We start from the raw sequence: 19496 nt of genomic DNA on the forward strand, positions 1-19496 counted from the left end.
CGCCTGCCGCACCGCGCCGGACCCGAAGCGGACGCCGCCGCGGCGCGGGCTGCCATGGCCGCGCTCGATCTGGAGGGCTTCGCCGCGCGGCCCGTTTCCGCCCTGTCCGGCGGGGAGCGCGCCCGTGCCCTGCTGGCGCGCGTGCTGGCCGGCGAACCGGGCTGGATACTCGCCGATGAGCCGCTCGCCAGTCTCGATCTCGCGCACCAGCTTGCCTTGCTGGCCCGCTTCCGCATCCTCGCGGGGGGCGGAACGGGGGTGGTCCTCGTACTCCACGATCTTGCGCAGGCGATGAACCATGCCGATCGCGTCCTGATCCTCGATCACGGGCGCCTCGTGGCCGATGGGCCGCCCGAAACGACGCTTACCCCCGCGATGATCGGAGAAGTGTGGGGCCTTGATGGCCATTGGCTGGGCGAGCCGGGCCGCAGGGCGCTGGCCTTCTCGCCGTCCTGACCGCGCCAGGCCCTTCTACTGGTCGCCGCTGAACGGGGGCGGCGCGAAGATTTCCACAATCGCGGTGCCGGCGGGCGCAGTCTTGCCGGACATGGTCTGCGCCGTGATCCCGGCACCGGCCAGCGCGTTCGGCAGGGCCTCGTCGTGCGCGTCCTCGGGCATGGCGATGCGCACGTGGGCAACGCCCCAGCGCTGCAACGCCCAGATCGCGACACCGGCGGGAATCGTGTCGGCGGGGGCTCCCTCGGTGGTCAGTGCGATACGCAATTCCGGTGTGGCGGGCGGGATCACGCGCACGCTCCAGCCTTCGGCGGCATCGGTGGCGATGCGTTCGGCCCGGAGATAGTCGGCCAGCTTCCAGCCGGGCGCGGCAACCGGTTGTATGTTCACCGCGCGTTCGGTCCGGTTGATCCACAGCGCGGTGGTGGGCAGGCCGATGCTGGCGCGGATGCGGGCATAGGGCGGCACGTCGGCGGCGATCCCGGCGGCGGTGCGTTCCATCGCCGCGTCGATCATGGCGCGGGTTTGCGAGGGCAGATCGGCGGCCAGCACCTGCTGGAGATTGACCGAGACCGCAGGCCCGACTTTGGCGGCAAGGAGATCGTGGACGCGCTGTTCGCCGTTCGCCGCATATTGCGGGGCGATGACGACCGCATTTATCGAGGGATCGCCGAACAGGGGCCAGTGCGCGTCCATTTGCGCGATGCTGGTGCCCCGTTGGCCTGAAACCTGCTCGATCGCATTCCTCGCCGACGAACGCAGCGTGCCCTCGCGCTTCACCTGCACCAGCGTCATGGCCAGCGGGGTGGCCAGCGCGAGGAACGCGGCAATCCCGGCGACAGTATGCGCGGTGGTCCACTGCACGTTCTGCAATGGCCGCGCCGCGCCGGACAGCCGGGCGACCAGCGCGAAGGCAAAGGCGATGGCCGAAAGGTTGGTCAGGAACAGCAGCAGCGCGCCCAGCGCGAAGGTGGGTTGCAGCGTGGCGATGCCATAGCCGACGGTGGTCAACGGTGGCATCAGCGCGGTGGCGATGGCCACACCGATCGCGGTTCCGCCCTTGCCCATCACCGTGGCGTACCCGCCGGCGATGCCCGAAAGCAGCGCGACGGCAAGGTCGAGCAGGGTGGGTTGCGTGCGGGCGAGAAGTTCGGGCGTGGCGTTGCGGATCGGGCTGATCCAGGTGATCAGCATCCCGGCGGCAATGCCGATCGCCGCGCCCACCAGCACCACGCGCGCGGCATCGCGGATGCGCTGCCCGTCAATGGAGGCGAAGCCGAAGCCCAGCGCGGCGATCGGGCTCATCAGCGGAGAAACCAGCATCGCGCCGATCACCACGGCGGTCGACGATTGCAGCAGGCCCAGTGCCGCGATGCCGGCGGCAAGGCCGCACATCAGCATGTAACCGCGCGTCAGCGCGCCATCGTCCTGCACCTGATGGCGCAAGTCGCGCGCGTCGTCAGGCGACAGTTCCGGCAGCAGGATGAGCCGCGCGAACCGGATCCGCCAGCGCAGCAGGCGATGCCGGACCGGAGCGAGGCGGGAGGACAGCGATGCGGGATCGGGAAAGCGGAATACCATGGGGGGGAGGATAGCGGCCTTGCCGCCGGCCGCCAAATCCGCAGGGGTTCGTGCCGCCGACGATTTCGTCCGGACCGGATGCGAAAAAGGGCATGGAACCGGTCCATGCCCTTTTGTTCGTTTGCGTATCGGCGGGCGATCAGGCCGGCAGCGTCAGCGCCTCGTAGCGTTCGAGATGCCAGTCGGCGGGGCCGAACTGGCTTTCGATCATTGTCAGGCGCTTGAAGTAATGGCCGGCAGCCAGTTCCACGGTGATGCCGATGCCACCGTGGGTCTGCACCGCGTTCTGGCCGATGAAGCGCAGCGACTTCGAGACTTTCGCCTTGGCCAGGCTGACCGCCGCCTTGCGCTGTTCGGCCGGAAGATCGAGCTTGAGCGTGCCCATCAGCGTCATCGAGGCGACCTGCTCGGCCTCGATCATCATATCGGCCAGGCGGAACTGCAGCGCCTGGAACCGGCCGATCGGCTGGCCGAACTGCTTGCGCTCCTTGGTGTAGGCCAGCGTCAGTTCGTGCAACTGGCGCCCGGCGCCCTGGCCTTCGGCGCAGACCGCCATCGTGGCCTCGTCCACCACCTGCTCGATCAGGTCCATGCCGCCCGGCAGCAGCGCTTCGCCGGGCACGGCGACGTTCTCGAAATAGACTTCCGATGCCTGGAACCCGTCGACCGTCGGGTAATCGCGGCGGGTGACGCCCGCGCTCTTCGCGTCCACCACGAACAACTCCACGCCACCGCGTTCGTTGCCCGATCCGCCGGTGCGCGCGGTGACCAGCAGGTGCGTGGCCCACGGCGCGGCATAGACCACCGCCTTGTGGCCGTTCAGCACATAGCCGGCGCCATCCTTGCGCGCGGTGGTTTCGATCCGCGCCAGGTCATAGCGGCCCTTCGGCTCGGCATAGGCGAAGGCGAAGATCACGTCGCCGCCGATGATGCCGGGGATCAGCGCATCGGCCATCGCGCCGCCCGCCGCCTTCAGCGCGCCGCCGCCGATCACGGCGGTCTGGAGATAGGGCTCGATCGCGATGACCTTGCCCAGTTCCTCCATCACGATCAGGTTTTCCAGCGGTCCGCCACCCAGGCCGCCCTGTTCCTCGGTGAAGGGGGCGGACAGGATGCCCAGTTCGGTCGCCAGCGCGCGCCAGATGCCCGGATCGCGGCCTTCGGGGCGCTCCAGCATCTTCTTGCGCGTTTCGAAGTCGTAGGTGTCCGCCAGGAAGCGCGAAAGCGTGTCGCGCAGCATGTCCTGCGTTTCGGTGAAGCTCAGGTCCATTCGTATCTATCCTCTCGGTCGGCCCGCCGGATGGCCAGCCTGTGGCTGGCTCAGAGGCCGAGAACCATCTTGGCGATGATGTTGCGCTGGATTTCGTTGGACCCGCCATAGATGGTGGTCTTGCGCATGTTGAAATAGCTCGGCGCGGTGTGGTGCGCCCAGTCCGGCCCGATCGGGTGCTCGTTGTCGCCTTCGCCGAAGCCGCGGAAATAGGGCGCGCCATAATGCCCCGCCGCTTCCAGCGCGAGTTCGGTGATGCGCTGCTGGATTTCCGAACCCTTGATCTTGAGCACGCTCGATTCCGGCCCCGGACCGCGCCCGGCGGCTTCGCCGGCCAGCGTGCGCAGTTCGGTGAATTCCAGCGCGGTCAGGTCCATTTCCAGTTCGGCCACCTTGCGGCGGAAGAACGGATTGGCCAGCAGCGGACGGTCGCCGTCCATTTCCGACGAGGCGATCGAGCGCACCCGCTCGATCCCGCGCTTCGAGGCTGCGACGCCGGCGATGCCGGTGCGTTCGTGCGCCAGCAGGAACTTGGCGCAGGTCCAGCCCTTGTTCTCTTCATAGACGCGGTTTTCGACCGGCACCTTCACGTCTTCGAGGAACACTTCGTTGACTTCGTGTTCGCCGCCCAGCGTGATGATCGGGCGCACGGTGATGCCCGGCGTCTTCATGTCGATCAGCAGGAAGCTGATGCCTTCCTGCTGCTTGGCATCGGGATTGGTGCGCACCAGGAAGAAGCCCCAGTCGGCATGCTGCGCCATCGTCGTCCAGGTCTTCTGGCCGTTGACGATATAGTGCGAGCCGTCCTCGCTCAGCACCGCGCGGGTACGCAGCGAGGCAAGGTCGGAGCCGGAACCGGGCTCGGAATAGCCCTGGCACCACCAGTCCTCGCCCGAAAGGATGCGTGGCAGGAAGCGGGCCTTCTGTTCGGGCGTGCCGAAGGTGTAGATCACCGGGCCGACCATGGTGATGCCGAACGGCATGATGCGGATGCAATCGGCCCGCGCGGTTTCCTCGGACCAGATGTAGCGCTGCGTGGCGGTCCAGCCGGGGCCGCCGTATTCGACCGGCCACGCGGGCGCGATCCAGCCCTTCTTCGCCAGCACCTTGTGCCAGGAGAGGAAATCCTCCTTGCTCAGGTCGCCGCCCTCGTCCTGCTTGCCGCGCAGCTGGGCGGGGTAGTTTTCGGCGATGAACGCGCGCACTTCGTCGCGGAAGGCAAGCTCTTCCGGGCTGAAATCAAGGTTCACGACGTCTCTCCCTTTTATAGACCGTCAGGCGCTGACCGGCGAATGCGAAGGCTGCCGGAACAGTTCAATCGCGCGATTGAATAGCAGGAAAATTCCCCGGTTTTAAGCGGGTGATGCAGGCTGCGGCGCAAGAGCGCGGCAGCGCCGGACGAGGCCGGATGACGTAACGGAAAGAAACGCGGCAAGGTGCCGAAGCAGCCGATTAGGGCGGTCTGCGGGGGCAGCGCGGATGTGCCGGGAAGGGCCGCAAAAGCACTTCGCGCGAATCGGGTCCGGATCTTAGACCGGCTTGGCGCGGGCAGGACGAAGTGTGATGAAACTCACGGACGCTGGCGATGCCATGGTTCTACCATTTGGCCCTTGCAACGCTTCCCTGAAGCTGGAAACGCGAAGTACCGGGCATGTCTGGCAGGTCGAAGGGAATGCACAGGGACGAACGCATAACGGCGATCGCCGCGATGTTCGATTGCGCGCCCGCGCTGGCTGCGCAAGTAGAGCCATCGATGCAGGCGGTATCGTTCGCGCACAAGGCGGTGCTTGCCCATCAGGGCGATAGCTCCGAACATTGCTGGCTGGTGATCGGCGGCACCGTGCATATCCAGGTCAACGGCATCGACGGACAGCGCGTGCAACTGGCTTACCACGGGCCAGGCGAATTCTTCGGGGCCTATCCCGAACCGGCCACCCACCGCGCGGACATGGTGGCGCATGGCGCGGTCGATTTGCTGCGCATTCGCTGCACCGAACTGGCGGCGTTGGCTCACAGCCAGCCAGCGCTGGCGGTGGGCCTGGCCAGACGGTTGGCGCGCCAGCTCGATCTGTCGCTGGACCGGATGGCCGCGCAGACCACGCTTTCGGCGCCAGGTCGCATCCATGCGGAATTGCTGCGGCTGGCGGATGCGGACTATCGCATCGTGCCGGCGCCCCAGATCACCGCGCTGGCGCTCAACGCCAACACCGCGCGCGAAACCGCATCGCGCGCGGTCAGCGCGCTGGAACGGCGGGGAATCGTGGAAAGGTCCGAGCGGGGCCTGACCATTCTGGCCCCGCGCATGTTGCGCGATATGATCTACTGACCGGGGGCCGGTCGCGCGGCCTTAGCGGACCGCCAGCAGCCCCAACGCCAGATCCCCCTGCGCCGAAGCGATCTGGCCGAAGTTTTCGCAGTGCAGGTCCGGCGCGTGCAGGGTGAGCGCCAGCGCCAGCGAGCGGGACACCGGCACTTGTCCCGGCAACCCCGCGCCAGCCACGCGCACGGCCGTTTCCAGCCGTTGCGTGGCGTTCCCGGCCGGATCGTAAGCGCCATAGGTCACGCCCAGCGTGCGGCCGTGCAGCGTCACGTCCGCCAGCGCGATGCGCGCCGCCGCGACCGGATCGTCGAATCGCGCGATGGTGAACGCGCCGTGCCGGATCAGCGCCGCGCCGGCGTGGGCAAAATGGTCTGCCTGTTCGCCATCGGGCACGGCGACAAGCGCCTCACGGGCGAAAGTGGGCGGAGGGCTGGCCGTGGTGCCGCTGCGCTCGAGCGAAACTCGTTCGATGGGCAGACCCCGATCGCGCCAGGCGGCGTCCAGCAGCGAACCTTGCGCGCGGGTGCCATCGCCCAGCCGCAGGGCCACGGCATGGCTTTCGAGCTGGCGGGCATGGCGGATCGCGCAGCCCATCGCCATCTCGTCGCCGACATAGATGCCCGATTGCGAAACCGCGTCCAGCGTCTCGATGGTTTCCACCGAGGCCGCAGCATCGAGAATGGCGTCGAAACGCGCTTCCCAATGCGTGCCGAAGCTGGAGACCGAATCGTGCCGGAAGCCCTCGATCGTGGCGGGCAGCATCACGTGGAGTTCCACGTCGCGTTCGAGCAGCGCTTCGGCCACCATGATGTCCGCCCCCGCGGCCAGCGCACCGAAGGCGAAGCCGGGCCGGATGCGGTCCACGGCCTCGGCGATCCGTTCGGGCGATTGCGTCTGGTCGGGCGCGACGTGGATGATCCCGCTGAAATGCAGGCTGGCCGGTGGGCGATAGGCATCCAGCCATTCGGCCGGCTGCGCGAGAGTCGCCATGATCAGCCGGAAATGCCGCAGGGTGGAGGCGTGATCCTCCCACGCGCGCGGAGCCTGCCGGACGGCCTGCGCCAGCACCGCCTGGCCCTTGTCGATCTCGCCCAGCAGCAAGCAGGCTTCCGCGCGCGTGGCGTGCAGCCAATAGGCGGTTTCGGGTTCGTGATCGCCCGCATCGAGCATGGTCAGGACGCGGGTTGCCAGGATCGCCGCGTCCTTGCGGTTGCCTTCGAGCAACGCGATCGTCGCGGCATTGATCAGCGGATACGTCGCCGGCATCATCGCCGCGGCCGAGAGATAGGCCTGCCGCGCCGCACCCAGCAGCCGCGCGCGTTCGGCCGTCGACGGCGCGGAAAGGCCCCGGTCCTTCAGCAGGCGGCCTTTCAGCGTCAGCGTATCGGGATGCCGATCGCCTTCCAGCGCGGCATCGGTGAACATCTGCCACGCCCGCATCGTATCGCCGCTGCGGGCAAGCCGTCTGATGATCGGGATTTTTGAATTGTGCACGGCTTGCCCAGCTTTCCTTGCGGGGTTTCAGTTCAGCTTCGGCGGCGGGTTCTTGATGTCGGGATCGATGCTCATTCCGATCCAGCGCGGTCCCCTGCGGCTTTTCTGCAGCAGATCGATGTTCACGTTGAAGGCGTGCGTGGTGCCGAACTTGCCGCCCTTGTTGAAGCGCGCCACGAAGCGGACGATCTTGTAGCGATCCAGCTTCTCGTCGTAGCCGTCGTATTCGAGATTGCCATAGAACGCGCCGAGATTGGCATCCTTCATGGTGATGGCGTCGAATGCCTTGGAGAAGAACAGCTGGTCGCCCTTCAGCACGATCTCGACCATCGTGTCTTCGGTGATCGCGATGTAGTCCTGTGCTTCCTGGCCATCCTGGTCCATCTTGAGCACGATTGCGCCGTTGCGGGCATAGAGGCTGATCGTGAAGGTCAGCGCCTTGCCCGCCGCCGTGCGCAGCGCGGGATCGTGGGGAAGCGCGTATTGCGCGGGGGAACATTGCGACATGTTACTTCTCCGTTTTCAGATCGGGAAAACTTTGCAGGATGCGCAGCCGCCAGGTCAGCCAGTCGCGGTTGTCGGGGTCGGTCGCGATCAGCCGGTTCGCGGCCTGCATGGCCTGTTCTGCGGGGCTACGCGCGCCGGCCTTGTCGCCAAGATCCCGAAGCAGCGTCGCCATCGAATAGCGCGAAAGCATCCAGTCCTGCTGATAGGCGGCATTGGCCGGATCGATGCGCAGCAGATCGTCCATGATCACGGCCTGCTGCTGGCGTTCCGCCAGCGCGTCGCGCTTGTTTCCGGCGGCGTTGAGCGCATCGGCCAGCCAGGCATGGCGGTTGGCGAGATCGGCCTTGATGCCGGCATCGCGCGGGTGGGAGCGCGCGGCCTGCTCCATCGCGGCGAGCGCGCTGCGGCAGGCGTCGAGCCCGGCCTGCGGGCGCGCCTGCTCCGCCAGTTCCAGCGAACAGATATTGCCCTGCGCGTAACCCAGCTCGCGCAGCGCACCGGCATCCCCAGGCTGCAGCTTCACCAGCTTTTCGGCCAGCGCGCGATAGGCGGTGAAATGCGGGCGCGCGGCGGCATAGCGGTTGCGCTGGTAGTCGGTATAGCCGATCCAGAACTCGCTTTGCGCGTGCGCGAACACGCGCTGCGGATCGTTCGGCATTTCCGCCAGCAGTGCGCCGGTGGCGCGGTGCGCCTCGCTGAACTCCATCAGTGCGGCGTCCATCCGTCCGCGTTTCTGGTCATCCTCGCCCATCGCCTGGAGGACGCGGGCGCGCCGGTCGAGCGATCCGGCGGGCAATCCATCAAGATCGCCCTGTGCGGCATAGTAATCCAGCGCGCGCGTGTTGACGGATTCCAGCACGTCGAGCCGCCCCACTCCTTCCAGCCTTGTCCGCAGGTCTGTCAGCATGAACTCGATCAGCCCTTCGGCCTGTTGCCTTTGCCGGTCTGCCTCGTTGCGCGCGTTGATCGCCACGAACAGGAGCGTGGACAGCACTACAACGGTCAGGGCGGAAACAAGCGTGATGGCCGTCACGCGGCGCAGCTGCCGCTGCGCGTCGCGCTGCACCAGTTCGTCCAGGCCGATGCCGGTCAATCCGGCGACAAGGCGCAGCCGGGCCAGCTTGCCATCGCCGATCCGGCGGAAGTCGGCGGCCGCCGGTTCGCGGACCGCTTCTCCGCTTTCCCGGTCGGCAGCCGGGTCGGTCAGACTGGGCGGAAACGCGTCGTCCGGATCACCGTGAAGCAGCCCTGCCAGAATCGGGCGATCCGGATGCTTTTCGCGGAAATAGCGGATTTCCTGATCGACCCAGCGTGAACGCCGCGCTTCCGGCGAACAGAGCACGATCAGGCAGGCCGAAGCCGCCAGCGCGTTGCGGACTTCCTCGTTCAGATCGCTGGATGCGGGCAGTTCGTTGCGATCGCGGAAGATCGGCGTCAGCCGGCGCGGCACCTTGCCGCGCGGCGTTTCCAGCCCCACCAGCCGGGGGGGGATGCGGTACGTTTCCAGCCAGCGGTGCAGCCGCGCGGCCGCCGGCGTATCGGCATGGCTATAGCTCAGGAAGGCGCGATAGCGCGGCTGCTCGTTTGCGGAACTGGCCTCCGGCGGGGCAGTCATCGATCACTCCAGCGGACAGGCTTGCAGACACAGGGCCAAGGGTTGCCGAGATGTATACTCGGGCAACGCCCTTAGACAATTGTCGCGGCCGCTGGTGTGATCGATGCCGCAGCCGGTGGGTCAGCCTATCCCGGGCACAGCCTCCGGCACGGCGGCATCGCTTTCGAAGCTGGCGACCGGATAGGCGCAGTAGTCAGCCGCGTACCACGCGCCCGGGCGGTGGTTGCCGGATTCGCCCAGCCCGCCGAACGGCATGTTCGCCGCCGCGCCGGTGGTCGGGCGGTTGCGGTTGATCACGCCGGCGCGCGCGAAGTCGAGATAGTGTTCCCACTTCGCGTCATCGCCGGTGATCAGCCCGGCGGAGAGGCCATAGGCGGTGGCGTTGGCGGCGGTGATCGCCTGCTCGAAATCGCCCACGCGGCGCACGAACAGCACGGGCGCGAAGATTTCCTCGTCGGGCACGTCCACGCCGGTCACGTCATAGAGCGCGGGCTTGACGAAGCTGCCCGGCCGGCCGGCGATCCCGGTGAAGCGCCGCAGCGGCCGCGCCCCCATCCGCTCGATCGCGCCGACCATGTCGAGCGCGCGTTCGGCGGCCTGCACCGACACCAGCGGTCCCATGAAAGCATCGCCCGCGTCGGACCACGCGGCCACCGGCAAGCGGTCGATCAGCGCGGCCAGCGCCTCGAGGAAGGCATCGCCCGTCGCGCCTTCGGGCACGATCAGCCGGCGCGCGCAGGAACAGCGCTGGCCGGTGGTGATGAAGGCGGACATCGCGATCACGCGGGCCACGGCTTCGGGATCGCCATCCCACGCGATCAGCGGGTTGTTGCCGCCCAGTTCCAGCGCCAGCATCACGTGCGGCCGGTCGATGAAGGCGCGGCGGAAGGCGCGGCCGGCGGCGGAGGAGCCGGTGAACAGCAGCCCGTCGATATCGCCCCCGATCAGCGCCGCGCCGGTTTCGCGCGCGCCCTGCGCCAGTTGCAGCACGCCATCGGGCAGGCCCGCCTCGGCCCAGGCGCGGGCCATGACCTCGCCGGTCCACGGCGCGATCTCGGACGGCTTGAACACCACCGTGTTGCCGGCCAGCAGCGCCGGCACGATGTGCCCGTTGGGCAGATGGCCGGGGAAGTTGTAGGGGCCAAGCACCGCCATCACGCCGTGCGGGCGGTGGCGCAGCACCGCGCGGCCGAACGCGGTCGCGCTTTCGCGGGTGCCGGCGCGTTCGGCCTGCGCCGCGATCGATACCTCGACCTTGCCGGCCATCGATGCGGCTTCGGTCTTGCTTTCCCACAGCAGCTTGCCGGTCTCGCGCGAGATCGTCTCGGCGATCGAGCCGGCGTTGGCCTTCAGGTAATCGGCGTAGCGCCGGGCCACGGCGATGCGCTCGTCCAGCGGCGTGCGCGACCAGCCCGGCAGGGCGGCGCGGGCGCGCTCGACCATCGCGGCGGCTTCCGCCGGCGCGGTGACGGCGCCTTCCCACACGGTTTCGCCGGTTGCGGGATCGATCGACTGGAGCATTTCGGCCATGTTCGCGTCCTTCAGGCCCGGACCAGGATCTGGCTGCCGGCGTCAAGGCCAAGCATCCGGGCGGTGGAAGCCGGAATGTGGGCATTCCCGTCGCAAATGTCGACGGGGGCGTGAGTCACGCGGAAGCGCTCGATGGCGTCGTTGGCGACCAGCCGCGAAGGCGCGGCGGCGGCGTTGTCGTTGACGGCCACCGTGCAGGGCGTGGTCCGGCGGATCGTGTCGATCTTGTCGCGCGCGCAGGTCACCGTTGGTCCGCCGTCGAACACGTCGACCAGGCCGGTCCAGCTGAAGCCTTCGCTTTCCAGCATCTTGCGCGCGGCGCGGCCATCGGGGTGGACTTCTCCGATCACGTCGCGCGCGAACGGTTCGATCAGTTCCAGGTAGATCGGGTGGCGCGGGGCCAGATCGACCAGAAACTGCCCGTTGCTGGCGGTGATCATGCGGTCCGCTTCCTCGAAAGGCAGGCGGAAGAACTTGGCGGAAACGCCTTCCCAGAACGGGCTTTCGCCTTCCCAGTCGAACCAGCCGCGCAGCTCGGAAACGATCTTGTCGGCAAAGCGGTCGCGCGCCGCCGCGATCAGCATGTAGCGCGATGCCGCCAGCAGCGTGCCGTTGCCGCCGCCGCGATGCTCCGGGTGGACGAACAGCGAGCCGACCTCGCTGGCTCCGGCGCATTCGTTGACGAGCACCAGCGCCTCGTGCTCGAAGTTCACGCCAGCCGCGTTCGAATGCTGCGCCAGCTTGACCACGCGGAACGAGAAGTGCGGGCGCGCCACGCCGATCGCCCCGCGCACCGAGGCGACGCCGATCACTTGCCCGGTCTCGCTTTCCTCCAGCATCAGCGTGTACCACGCTTCCGCCGCCGGCACGGCGCCGGCGAAGCTGGCGGCCGACAGCGCCAGCCGGTTGCCGAGCGTGTCTGCGCATTCGGGCAGACTGGTCAGCCCCGGTCCGCTCAGACGGGCCAGTTCGAGCAGGGCGTCGAGATCGGCTTCGGTGCCGGGGCGAACGATGCGGCCCATGGCGGTCAGGCCACTTCCGGAACGCGCGCGTTCCAGGCCGCGAAGGTGGCGTCGAGCTTGGCGAGCGCCTCGTCGGCTTCGTCCTCGCTGATGATCAGCGGGGGCAGCAGGCGGATGCAGTTTTCGCCGCCGCCGGCCACCAGCAGGCCCTGTTCGCGCGCGGCGGCCATCATCTCGCGGTTGTTGGGCTTCAGCTTCACGCCCACCAGCAAGCCCTTGCCGCGCACTTCCTCGACGATGTCGGGATAGCGTTCGATCATCGCGCGGAGGCCGGTGGCCAGCCGATCGCCCACCGCGCGCACATGGGCGAGCAGCGCTTCATCGGCGATCAGGTCGAACGCCTTGGCCGCCACCGCCATGGCCAGCGGATTGCCGCCGAAGGTGGAGCCGTGCGTGCCGAAGACCATGCCCTTGGCGGCTTCCGCGCTGGCCAGGCACGCGCCCACCGGGAAGCCGCCGCCCAGCGCCTTGGCCACGGCCATGATGTCGGGCTCGCAGCCGTCGAACCACTGGTGCGCGAACAGCTTGCCGGTGCGGCCCATGCCGCTCTGCACTTCGTCGTAGATCAGCAGCACGCCGGCTTCGGTGCAGCGCTTGCGGACATTGGCCAGCCATTCGCCGCTGAGCGCGCGCGCACCGCCTTCGCCCTGCACCGGCTCCACGATCAGCGCGGCCGTGGTGGGGGAGGCGATGGCCTTCTCGATCGCGGCCATGTCGTCGACATGAAGCTGGACGAAGCCGGGCAGGCGCGGGCCGAAGCCGTCGAGATAGGCCGCGTTGCCTGAAGCGTTGACGGCGGCATACGTGCGGCCGTGGAACGAACCGGCGAACCCGATCACGTCGATGCGTTCGCTCTGGCCGTTGACGTGGTGATAGCGCCGCGCCGTCTTGATCGCGCACTCGATCGCCTCGGAGCCGGAATTGCCGAAGAACACCACATCGGCAAAGGTCGCGCCGGTCAGGCGGTCGGCCAGTTCCTCCTGCCCCGGAATGCGGAAGATGTTGGAGACGTGCCACAGCTTGTCGGCCTGCGCCTTCAGCGCGGCGACCAGCGCCGGATGGCAGTGGCCCAGGCCGTTAGTGGCGATGCCGGCCACGCAATCGAGGAACACGCGGCCGTCGCGCGCGTGCAGGCGCACGCCTTCGCCGCGTTCGACTTCGATCGGGGCGCGGTTGTAAACCGTCATCAGGTGGTCGCTCATGCCTGTTCCTCCGGTTGCTGGGTCACGTATGCTCAGGCCGCGCGCGTCATCGTGAAGATGCCGGTCGCGTTGGCGCTGTCGAAGCTGAGATCGAGTTTGCGCGACAGCGGTTCGCGATCGCGCGTGATGAATTCGTAGAACGATCCGGGCACTTCGCGTTCCACGCCGCGCCCTTGGGCATCGCGGAAGAAGCGCAGCACCGGATCGGCGCGGAACGCGGTCTGGCGCACGCGGCCGTTGGCGGAAACCTCCACGCGGTCCTTGATCGGGCGGCCAAGGGCACGCTGCTGCCCCGCCACTTGCTCGACATCGTCGACCCGGTCGGTCACGTGGTTGAAGGCGTTACCCTCGGTCGCGATCCATGCCGCCTCGGCGGATTGGCTCAGCAGGGCTTCGTAGTCGGCCAGCGCCGGCATGGCGTGCTGACGATCGAACGCCGCCAGGATCGTGCGCAGGGCGGGCAGGGCATCGGCCAGCGGCACCACGCCTTCGCTGGCGAAACGGGCGAGTACCGCCTTCGCCTGATCGTCCAGCGGATCGCTGCTGCTGTCGAACACGCGGTGCGCGGCGGCGCCGAACGCGCCGTCGAACTGGCCCACATCCAGCTCGCTGACGAAGAACTGCGGCACGTTCTCGGGATCGCCCAGATGGCGGAAGGCGAAGCCGGTCATGCGCAGGCGGGGAAGGGGATAGACCGCCGCCACGCGATAGCCCAGCGGCTCCAGAATGCGGCGGAAGGCGTCGATCCCGCCCGGCAGCGCGCCGGTCGCGCTCGACGGGAAGCGGACGGTGCGCAGCGCGCCGTGATCGAAGCGGATGCGGTCGCCCGCCGCGATGCGGTCGGCGACGTAGGCCCGGCCGGAAGGCACGCGCTCCAGCAGATCGGCGAACAGCGCGGCGTTCATGGCCCAGGTGAAGTCCAGCCGCGATGCCATTCCGGCGGGCGCGCCGGTGGATTCGGGAAGATGGGCGATGCGCGCCAGCGTTTCCTGCGCCGCCGCTGGCCCGACCAGGCCTTCGACCAGCCGGGCAATCGCCGTATCATGCATATCGATCATCTTTCCTTGCGCCGAATGCCCTTAAATGCCAGCTTCACAAAAGGATCGGAAAAGACATTTCATCATCTTCTCATGACGGATCATCATCAGGAAGCCCGGCGCAAGGAACTGCCGCCACTGCCCGCGCTGGCCAGTTTCCTGGCCGCGATCGAAACCAGCAATTTTTCGCAGACGGGGCAGCGCCTTGCGCTCACCCAAAGCGCGGTCAGCCGCCAGATCGCCTTGCTGGAAGACTGGTTGCAGGTGAAGCTGTTCGAACGGAAAGGCCGGCGCGTGGTGCCGACCGCCGCCGCGCTGGCCTATGCCGAAGCGATCGGCCCGGCGGTCGACCGTATCCGCTCCGCCACGCGCCGCGCGCTGCAGCCGCCGCAGGACGCGGCACTGTCGATCGCGACGCTGCCCAGCTTCGGGATGCGCTGGCTGGCGCCGCGCCTGCCCGATCTCAGCGCGCACTATCCGGACATGCTGGTCAACCTTGCCGCGCGGTCCAGCCCGTTCGATTTCGCCGACGAAGGCTTTGATGCCGCCATCCACTTCGGCCTGCCGGACTGGCCCGGCGCGGAACACGCGCTGCTGTTCCGGGAAGACGTGGTGGCCGTCTGCTCCCCCGCATGGCTGGCGGCGCATCCGCTGAATCGGCCCGCCGATCTGGTCGGCAGGACGCTGCTCAGCCTCGATTCCCGGCGCGATTCCTGGTCGCGCTGGTTCGCGGCGGCCGGTGTCCCGGCCAAGGGGCCGCCGGCGGGGCCATTTTACGAACACTTCCTGATGCTGTCGCACGCCGCCGCCGCCGGGCTGGGCGTGGCGCTGGTGCCGCGCTTCCTGATCGTGCCCGAACTGGAAAGCGGCGCGCTGGTGGCGCCGTTCGACCTCGTGCTGACGGCCGAGGAAGCCTACTACCTCGTCTGGCCAATCGACCGGCCGGTCAGCCGGATGCTCGACCAGTTCCGCGCATGGCTGCTGCACGCGGCGGAGGGTTCCTGACGTCCCTCGCTCAGAACCCGTACACCATGGTGAAGCGGGTCACAGTATCGGTTTTCTTGAAGCCGGCCGGCGGATTGCTGTTGTTGGTGATCTGGTAGGATACCCGCGCCGACAGGGCGTTGCTGAGTTTGGCGGACAGCGAGGTCAGCGAATTGAGATTGGTGTTGTCGCGGCTGTAAAGCGCGTTGGCGTCTTCGGTCAGCGTCAGCGTGCGCGAAATCGCCCAGCGCGCGTTGAGCGCGGCGAGGCCCGTCAGGTCGCTGGCGGCCGGTTCGCCGATGTAGCTGGTCTTGCGCCAGGCCGGGCCGGCCTTCACGTCCACGGTGAAATTCGGCTGCGCGATCACGCGATAGCCGAGGCCGCCGGAAAGCGTGGTGCGCGAGGTGAAGCCGGCGAAGCGGTCGCGCTCGTACTGCGCCAGGCCATAGGCGAACAGGCGTTCGTTGAAGCGGTAGTTCGGTTCGAACGCGAACAGCATCTGGTTGCGGCTGGTCTGCCCATTGTTGCGCTGGTAATCGGCCAGCGCGCGCAGGCTGAAGCGCCAGCGCAGGCTTTCCCGGGTCAGCGCCAGCCCGGCGGTGAGGCCGACGGTGGTGGCATTGCCCGATGATTGCGTCGCGCCGATCTGGCCTTCGCCCTTCCAGCCCTCCAGCAGGCCCAGATGGCGCAGCTTCTCTTCCTTGGCGGCGGCGATCTGCGCGCGGTGGTCGCCGATCGTCCGGTCGATCTCCGCCGCGTCGGCGGGGCTGGCCTGCTTCAGGTACTTCGCGATCGTGTCGATATCGGCGTCGTTGCCGCTGGCGATCGCGGCGTCCAGCATGGAGCGCAGCTGGGGCGCGAGTTCGGCATGGGCGGTGCCGGCGGCCAGCAGGGCCGTACCGGCGAGAAGAAACGACGCTGTGCGCATAGAGCCTCGGCTGCGTGACGGATCGGGACTGCGCACAAAGTCCCGATCCCTGCCGGCGTCAATTTGGGGACTGGACCGAAGTGCCGAGCATCGGCGCGAACCTGCTCCATTACGGCAGGGTCCGCGTCGGGCGCGCCGGCTCAGCCCGTCCAATCAGCCCTTGGGCGCACCATAGGGCATCCGGCATTCGTAGCTGCCGGCCAGTTCCGCATCGCCGCCGGTATAGTGGGCATAGGACGGCCACGGGCACATCGGGCGCTGGCGCGAAGGCTGGCTGGAGCGCCAGCTCAGCACCGCTTCGGGCGTCCGGCCCTGTTCCACCCAGGCGACCACCGCGCCGAGCAGGTCGAAATCGTCGAAGGAATCGCCACCCCGGCAATGCCCCATGCCCGGCACCATGTAGAACCGGCTGGCATCGCGCCAGGCCGCGCCGTTCGCGGCGGAGGCGCGCTGCCAGTAGTTCAGCGTGTCGAACGCGGAAAACCACGGATCGCTGACACCGTGGTAGAACAGGATCTTGCCGCCGCGCCCGAGGAAGGTGTTGAGGTTGGTCCAGCTATCGGTATCGGTCAGGCGCTGGCTGGCATTGGCGCGGATGGCCTGGATGCGCGCATCGATATCGATCGCCAGATCGCGATTGGCCGGGCCAAACACGCCCGGCTTGCCCGTGGGCAGGAAGCCGGGAAGGCGGCCCTCGGTATTGGTAATGCCGGTGTCATAGGGATAGGGCGCGTAGAGCGAGGCGCCCGCCTTGTCGCGCGGGGCGGTGAACGCGCGCTGGATCGCGGTGACTTGCGCGGGCTTGAGGCAATCCGCCTTCTGTCCCTTGTGGCAGGCCAGCCGGCTTGCGTCGAAGCGGCATTGCGCCACATTCATGATCATGCCGTCGTCCAGGCCATCCAGCCCGTCGCACTGGGCGAGCAGCCCCTTCTTCAGCACCGCGCGGTCCGCGTCGGAGAAAATGCGTTCGACCAGCGGCTTGCCCGCGCCATCGCGCGGGGCGGCCTGGTTGAACTGCACGGCGGCCCAGCTCAGCGCCAGGTTGGAATTGCCGGTGCGCATGGCCGGCGCGCCCACCACGATGCCGTCGAACAGTTCGGGATAGCGCTGTGCCGCCAGCATCGATTCGCGTCCGCCGGTGGAACAGCCCGCCATATAGCTGTGCCCGACCGCGCGGCCATAATAGCTGGCGATGATCGCCTTGGCGGTGTGCGCCACGGTGGGGACGGCGTTTTCGGAGAAATCCAGCGCGGCGCGCTGGTCGGCCATGAAGCTGTCGTCGAACACCGCGCCCTTGTGGCCGCTGTCGTGGCTGGCCACGGCAAAGCCGCGCGCCAGCGCCGGGATGTCGCCGGCCGCCGCCGCGCCGATCGGCGGGTGGACCGTGCCGTTCAACCCGCCGCCGCCTTGCAGCAGGAAGCGGCCGTTCCAGTTGTCGGGCAGGGCCAGCGCGAAGCCGATGCCGAACGGCTTGCCCCCCGCGCCGGTGCGTTCGCCGATCACGCCTTCGATGCGGCAATGCGGCGGAATGGAATTGGCGAGCGGCGCGGCATCGGGTTCCAGGCGGGTGCCGGCCGGCGTGACGCCCACCGTCCGCGCGGTCAAAATCTTGACGTCGCCGGGCAGGGTCTGGCCGGCCAGCGCGGTGCAGCGGTCCGTGACGGGCGGCGCCGCCACCGCGACAGGGGCAGCGGGCGGAGCGGCGGCAGGACGTGCCGCCAGGGCATGCACGCCGGCACACAACACCGCGGTCATGCCCGTCAGGCCCAGCACCGTGCCGGAAATGCGTCTTGTCATCCGTTCCCCCCTCCACCGGTCCAGTCGTAACACCCGGTCCCCGAAGTTATCGGGTATTACGATTGGCGGGCGAAGGGCAAGCGTTCAGGCGGTTGGCGTTGCGACGATGCGCGTTCAGGCGGGAAGCGACAATTCCGCTTCCATCACCTTGCGCATCTCGAACTTCTGCGCCTTGCCGGTAACGGTCATCGCGAAGGCGCTGACGATGCGGACGTAACGCGGCACCTTGTAATGCGCGATGCGGCCCTTGCAGTGCGCGATCACATCGTGCTCGCCCAGCGTTTCGCCCGGCTTGGCTATGATCCACGCGCAGACTTCCTCGCCGAACTTGGCATCGGCCACGCCGAATACTTGCGCATCGGCGATCGCCGGGTGCGACAGCAGGAACTCCTCGATCTCGCGCGGGTAGATGTTCTCGCCGCCCCGGATGATCATGTCCTTGATCCGGCCGGTGATGCGGACATAGCCCTGCGCGTCCATCGTGGCGAGATCGCCCGAATGCATCCAGCCGTCGCCGTCGATCGCTTCGGCGGTCTTTTCCGGATCGTCCCAGTAGCCCAGCATCACGGCATAGCCGCGCGCGCAATATTCGCCCTGCTGGCCGATCGGCAACGTCTCGCCAGCGAGGCCCACGATCTTCGCCTCGGCATGGGGATGGACGCGGCCCACCGTGGCCACGCGTTCCTCGATCGGATCGTCGGTGGCGGTCTGCGTGGTCAGCGGGCTGGTTTCGGTCATGCCATAGCCGATGGTCACTTCGCGCATGTTCAGCCGTTCCATCACCTGCCGCATGGTGGTGACGGGGCAGGGGGAGCCTGCCATGATCCCGGTGCGCAGCGTCGATACGTCGTAGGCGTCGAGATCGGGCTGGTTCAGGATCGTGATGAACATGGTCGGCACGCCGTAGAGCGCCGTGCAGCCTTCGGCCTGCACCGCTTCCAGCGTCAGGCGCGGGTCATAGGCCTCGCCCGGATAGACCATCGCCGCGCCGCTGGTCAGCGCGGCCAGGTTGCCCAGCACCATGCCGAAGCAGTGGTACAGCGGCACCGGGATGCAGATGCGATCGTCCGGCGTCAGCCGGATCGTGCGCCCGGTGAAGTACCCGTTGTTCAGGATGTTGCGGTGGGTGAGCGTGGCGCCCTTGGGAAAGCCGGTGGTGCCGCTGGTGAACTGGATGTTGATCGCGTCGTTCGGGTCGAGCGTGGCATCCACGCCCGCCAGCCGCGCGGGATCGGGCTCGGCGCGCAGGTCGGCCCAGGGCATGAAGCCCTCGTGCCGTTCCTCGCCCAGCACCACGATCTGCTGCAGCAGCGGCAGCTTTTTCGCGCCCAGTTCGCGCAGCATCCCCACGTAGTCGCTGGTCTTGAACCGCGCCGCGGTGACCAGCACCGTGCAGCCCACCTTGTTCAGCGCGTATTCCACTTCGGAAACGCGATAGGCGGGGTTGATGGTAACCAGCACCGCGCCGATGCGGGCGGAGGCGAACTGGATCACCGCCCATTCCGCGCAGTTGGGCGCCCAGATACCCACACGATCGCCCTTGCGCACGCCCAGATCGAGCAGGCCGGTGGCGATGCGGTCGGCCTCGGCGTCCAGCTCCGCCCAGGTCCAGCGGATGCCCTGGTGGCGCGAAGCCAGCGCCAGCCCGTTGCCCCAGCGCCGGCCCGCTTCGCGCAGCGCGCCGCCGATCGTCGTTTCCAGAAGGGGGACATCGGTCGCCCCCCGCGTGATCGACAAGCCCTGCATCATCCTC

At 68.0% G+C, this 19496-nt stretch carries 16 protein-coding genes; 3 read left to right on the forward strand and 13 right to left on the reverse strand.

The genetic code is table 11. From position 1 onward, the window contains the following. The coding region (locus tag B3547_RS01940) for an ATP-binding cassette domain-containing protein (RefSeq protein ID WP_292959760.1) at positions 1-456 on the forward strand (456 nt) is incomplete at its 5' end. Positions 457-471: 15 nt separating this feature from the next. On the opposite strand, the gene B3547_RS01945 is transcribed toward B3547_RS01940, so the two are convergent. From B3547_RS01945 to B3547_RS01955, 3 genes are all read right to left on the reverse strand, one after another. Then, positions 472-2037, reverse strand: coding sequence for a DUF389 domain-containing protein (locus B3547_RS01945; protein ID WP_292959761.1), 1566 nt, complete (start codon positions 2035-2037; stop codon positions 472-474). A 139-nt stretch (positions 2038-2176) separates the two neighbouring features. After that, complete coding sequence (locus B3547_RS01950) at positions 2177-3307, reverse strand: acyl-CoA dehydrogenase family protein (protein ID WP_194918333.1); 1131 nt, start codon at positions 3305-3307, stop codon at positions 2177-2179. Between the two features lie 50 nt (positions 3308-3357). Next, positions 3358-4557 carry an acyl-CoA dehydrogenase family protein gene (locus B3547_RS01955; RefSeq protein WP_125957202.1) on the reverse strand — a complete coding sequence of 400 codons (1200 nt, stop codon included), beginning with the start codon at positions 4555-4557 and terminating at the stop codon, positions 3358-3360. Positions 4558-4979: 422 nt separating this feature from the next. On the opposite strand from B3547_RS01955, the gene B3547_RS01960 reads away from it, so the two are divergent. Then, positions 4980-5633, forward strand: coding sequence for a Crp/Fnr family transcriptional regulator (locus B3547_RS01960; RefSeq protein ID WP_125957299.1), 654 nt, complete (start codon positions 4980-4982; stop codon positions 5631-5633). Between the two features lie 21 nt (positions 5634-5654). Here the strand turns inward: B3547_RS01960 and B3547_RS01965 are convergent, their stop codons facing one another. The 7 genes from B3547_RS01965 to B3547_RS01995 form a co-directional block, all read right to left on the reverse strand. After that, positions 5655-7121 carry a TRAFs-binding domain-containing protein gene (locus B3547_RS01965; RefSeq protein ID WP_292959763.1) on the reverse strand — a complete coding sequence of 489 codons (1467 nt, stop codon included), beginning with the start codon at positions 7119-7121 and terminating at the stop codon, positions 5655-5657. A gap of 27 nt (positions 7122-7148) precedes the next feature. Continuing rightward, positions 7149-7628, reverse strand: coding sequence for a nucleotide synthetase (locus B3547_RS01970; RefSeq protein ID WP_124808977.1), 480 nt, complete (start codon positions 7626-7628; stop codon positions 7149-7151). Between the two features lies 1 nt (position 7629). Continuing rightward, the gene (locus tag B3547_RS01975) at positions 7630-9243 is read right to left on the reverse strand and encodes a toll/interleukin-1 receptor domain-containing protein (RefSeq protein WP_292959765.1); all 1614 of its coding nucleotides are present in this window, start codon (positions 9241-9243) and stop codon (positions 7630-7632) included. A 120-nt stretch (positions 9244-9363) separates the two neighbouring features. Then, on the reverse strand, positions 9364-10764 hold the full coding sequence (gene astD / locus B3547_RS01980; protein ID WP_292959812.1) for a succinylglutamate-semialdehyde dehydrogenase: 1401 nt from the start codon (positions 10762-10764) through the stop codon (positions 9364-9366). A 20-nt stretch (positions 10765-10784) separates the two neighbouring features. Further along, the gene (locus B3547_RS01985) at positions 10785-11795 is read right to left on the reverse strand and encodes an arginine N-succinyltransferase (RefSeq protein WP_292959767.1); all 1011 of its coding nucleotides are present in this window, start codon (positions 11793-11795) and stop codon (positions 10785-10787) included. 5 nt (positions 11796-11800) lie between these two features. Further along, positions 11801-12997 (reverse strand): aspartate aminotransferase family protein, encoded by a 1197-nt coding sequence (locus tag B3547_RS01990; RefSeq protein WP_292959768.1) that lies wholly within the window; start codon positions 12995-12997, stop codon positions 11801-11803. A gap of 32 nt (positions 12998-13029) precedes the next feature. Next, complete coding sequence (locus B3547_RS01995) at positions 13030-14055, reverse strand: 2-oxoadipate dioxygenase/decarboxylase family protein (RefSeq protein WP_292959769.1); 1026 nt, start codon at positions 14053-14055, stop codon at positions 13030-13032. A 72-nt stretch (positions 14056-14127) separates the two neighbouring features. On the opposite strand from B3547_RS01995, the gene B3547_RS02000 reads away from it, so the two are divergent. Continuing rightward, positions 14128-15039 (forward strand): LysR substrate-binding domain-containing protein, encoded by a 912-nt coding sequence (locus B3547_RS02000; protein ID WP_292959770.1) that lies wholly within the window; start codon positions 14128-14130, stop codon positions 15037-15039. A gap of 10 nt (positions 15040-15049) precedes the next feature. Here the strand turns inward: B3547_RS02000 and B3547_RS02005 are convergent, their stop codons facing one another. The 3 genes from B3547_RS02005 to B3547_RS02015 all read right to left on the reverse strand — a co-directional run bounded on the left by B3547_RS02005 (position 15050) and on the right by B3547_RS02015 (position 19489). After that, positions 15050-15946, reverse strand: coding sequence for a DUF481 domain-containing protein (locus B3547_RS02005; RefSeq protein WP_292959771.1), 897 nt, complete (start codon positions 15944-15946; stop codon positions 15050-15052). A gap of 153 nt (positions 15947-16099) precedes the next feature. Continuing rightward, the gene (locus tag B3547_RS02010) at positions 16100-17743 is read right to left on the reverse strand and encodes a DUF6351 family protein (RefSeq protein WP_292959773.1); all 1644 of its coding nucleotides are present in this window, start codon (positions 17741-17743) and stop codon (positions 16100-16102) included. A 114-nt stretch (positions 17744-17857) separates the two neighbouring features. After that, on the reverse strand, positions 17858-19489 hold the full coding sequence (locus B3547_RS02015; protein WP_292959813.1) for an AMP-binding protein: 1632 nt from the start codon (positions 19487-19489) through the stop codon (positions 17858-17860). Positions 19490-19496 lie beyond the last annotated feature (7 nt).

Origin of the sequence: Novosphingobium sp. UBA1939 (assembly GCF_002336885.1) — a bacterium.
GTDB lineage: Bacteria > Pseudomonadota > Alphaproteobacteria > Sphingomonadales > Sphingomonadaceae > Novosphingobium.

Excerpts from the sequence above, each read along its gene's own strand:
- B3547_RS01945 (WP_292959761.1), bottom strand. The coding sequence starts at position 2,037 with ATGGTATTCCGCTTTCCCGATCCCGCATCGCTGTCCTCCCGCCTCGCT.
- B3547_RS01950 (WP_194918333.1), bottom strand. The coding sequence starts at position 3,307 with ATGGACCTGAGCTTCACCGAAACGCAGGACATGCTGCGCGACACGCTT.
- B3547_RS01960 (WP_125957299.1), top strand. The coding sequence starts at position 4,980 with ATGCACAGGGACGAACGCATAACGGCGATCGCCGCGATGTTCGATTGC.
- B3547_RS01970 (WP_124808977.1), bottom strand. The coding sequence starts at position 7,628 with ATGTCGCAATGTTCCCCCGCGCAATACGCGCTTCCCCACGATCCCGCG.
- B3547_RS01975 (WP_292959765.1), bottom strand. The coding sequence starts at position 9,243 with ATGACTGCCCCGCCGGAGGCCAGTTCCGCAAACGAGCAGCCGCGCTAT.
- astD (WP_292959812.1), bottom strand. The coding sequence starts at position 10,764 with ATGCTCCAGTCGATCGATCCCGCAACCGGCGAAACCGTGTGGGAAGGC.
- B3547_RS01985 (WP_292959767.1), bottom strand. The coding sequence starts at position 11,795 with ATGGGCCGCATCGTTCGCCCCGGCACCGAAGCCGATCTCGACGCCCTG.
- B3547_RS01990 (WP_292959768.1), bottom strand. The coding sequence starts at position 12,997 with ATGAGCGACCACCTGATGACGGTTTACAACCGCGCCCCGATCGAAGTC.
- B3547_RS01995 (WP_292959769.1), bottom strand. The coding sequence starts at position 14,055 with ATGATCGATATGCATGATACGGCGATTGCCCGGCTGGTCGAAGGCCTG.
- B3547_RS02000 (WP_292959770.1), top strand. The coding sequence starts at position 14,128 with ATGACGGATCATCATCAGGAAGCCCGGCGCAAGGAACTGCCGCCACTG.
- B3547_RS02005 (WP_292959771.1), bottom strand. The coding sequence starts at position 15,946 with ATGCGCACAGCGTCGTTTCTTCTCGCCGGTACGGCCCTGCTGGCCGCC.
- B3547_RS02010 (WP_292959773.1), bottom strand. The coding sequence starts at position 17,743 with ATGACAAGACGCATTTCCGGCACGGTGCTGGGCCTGACGGGCATGACC.
- B3547_RS02015 (WP_292959813.1), bottom strand. The coding sequence starts at position 19,489 with ATGCAGGGCTTGTCGATCACGCGGGGGGCGACCGATGTCCCCCTTCTG.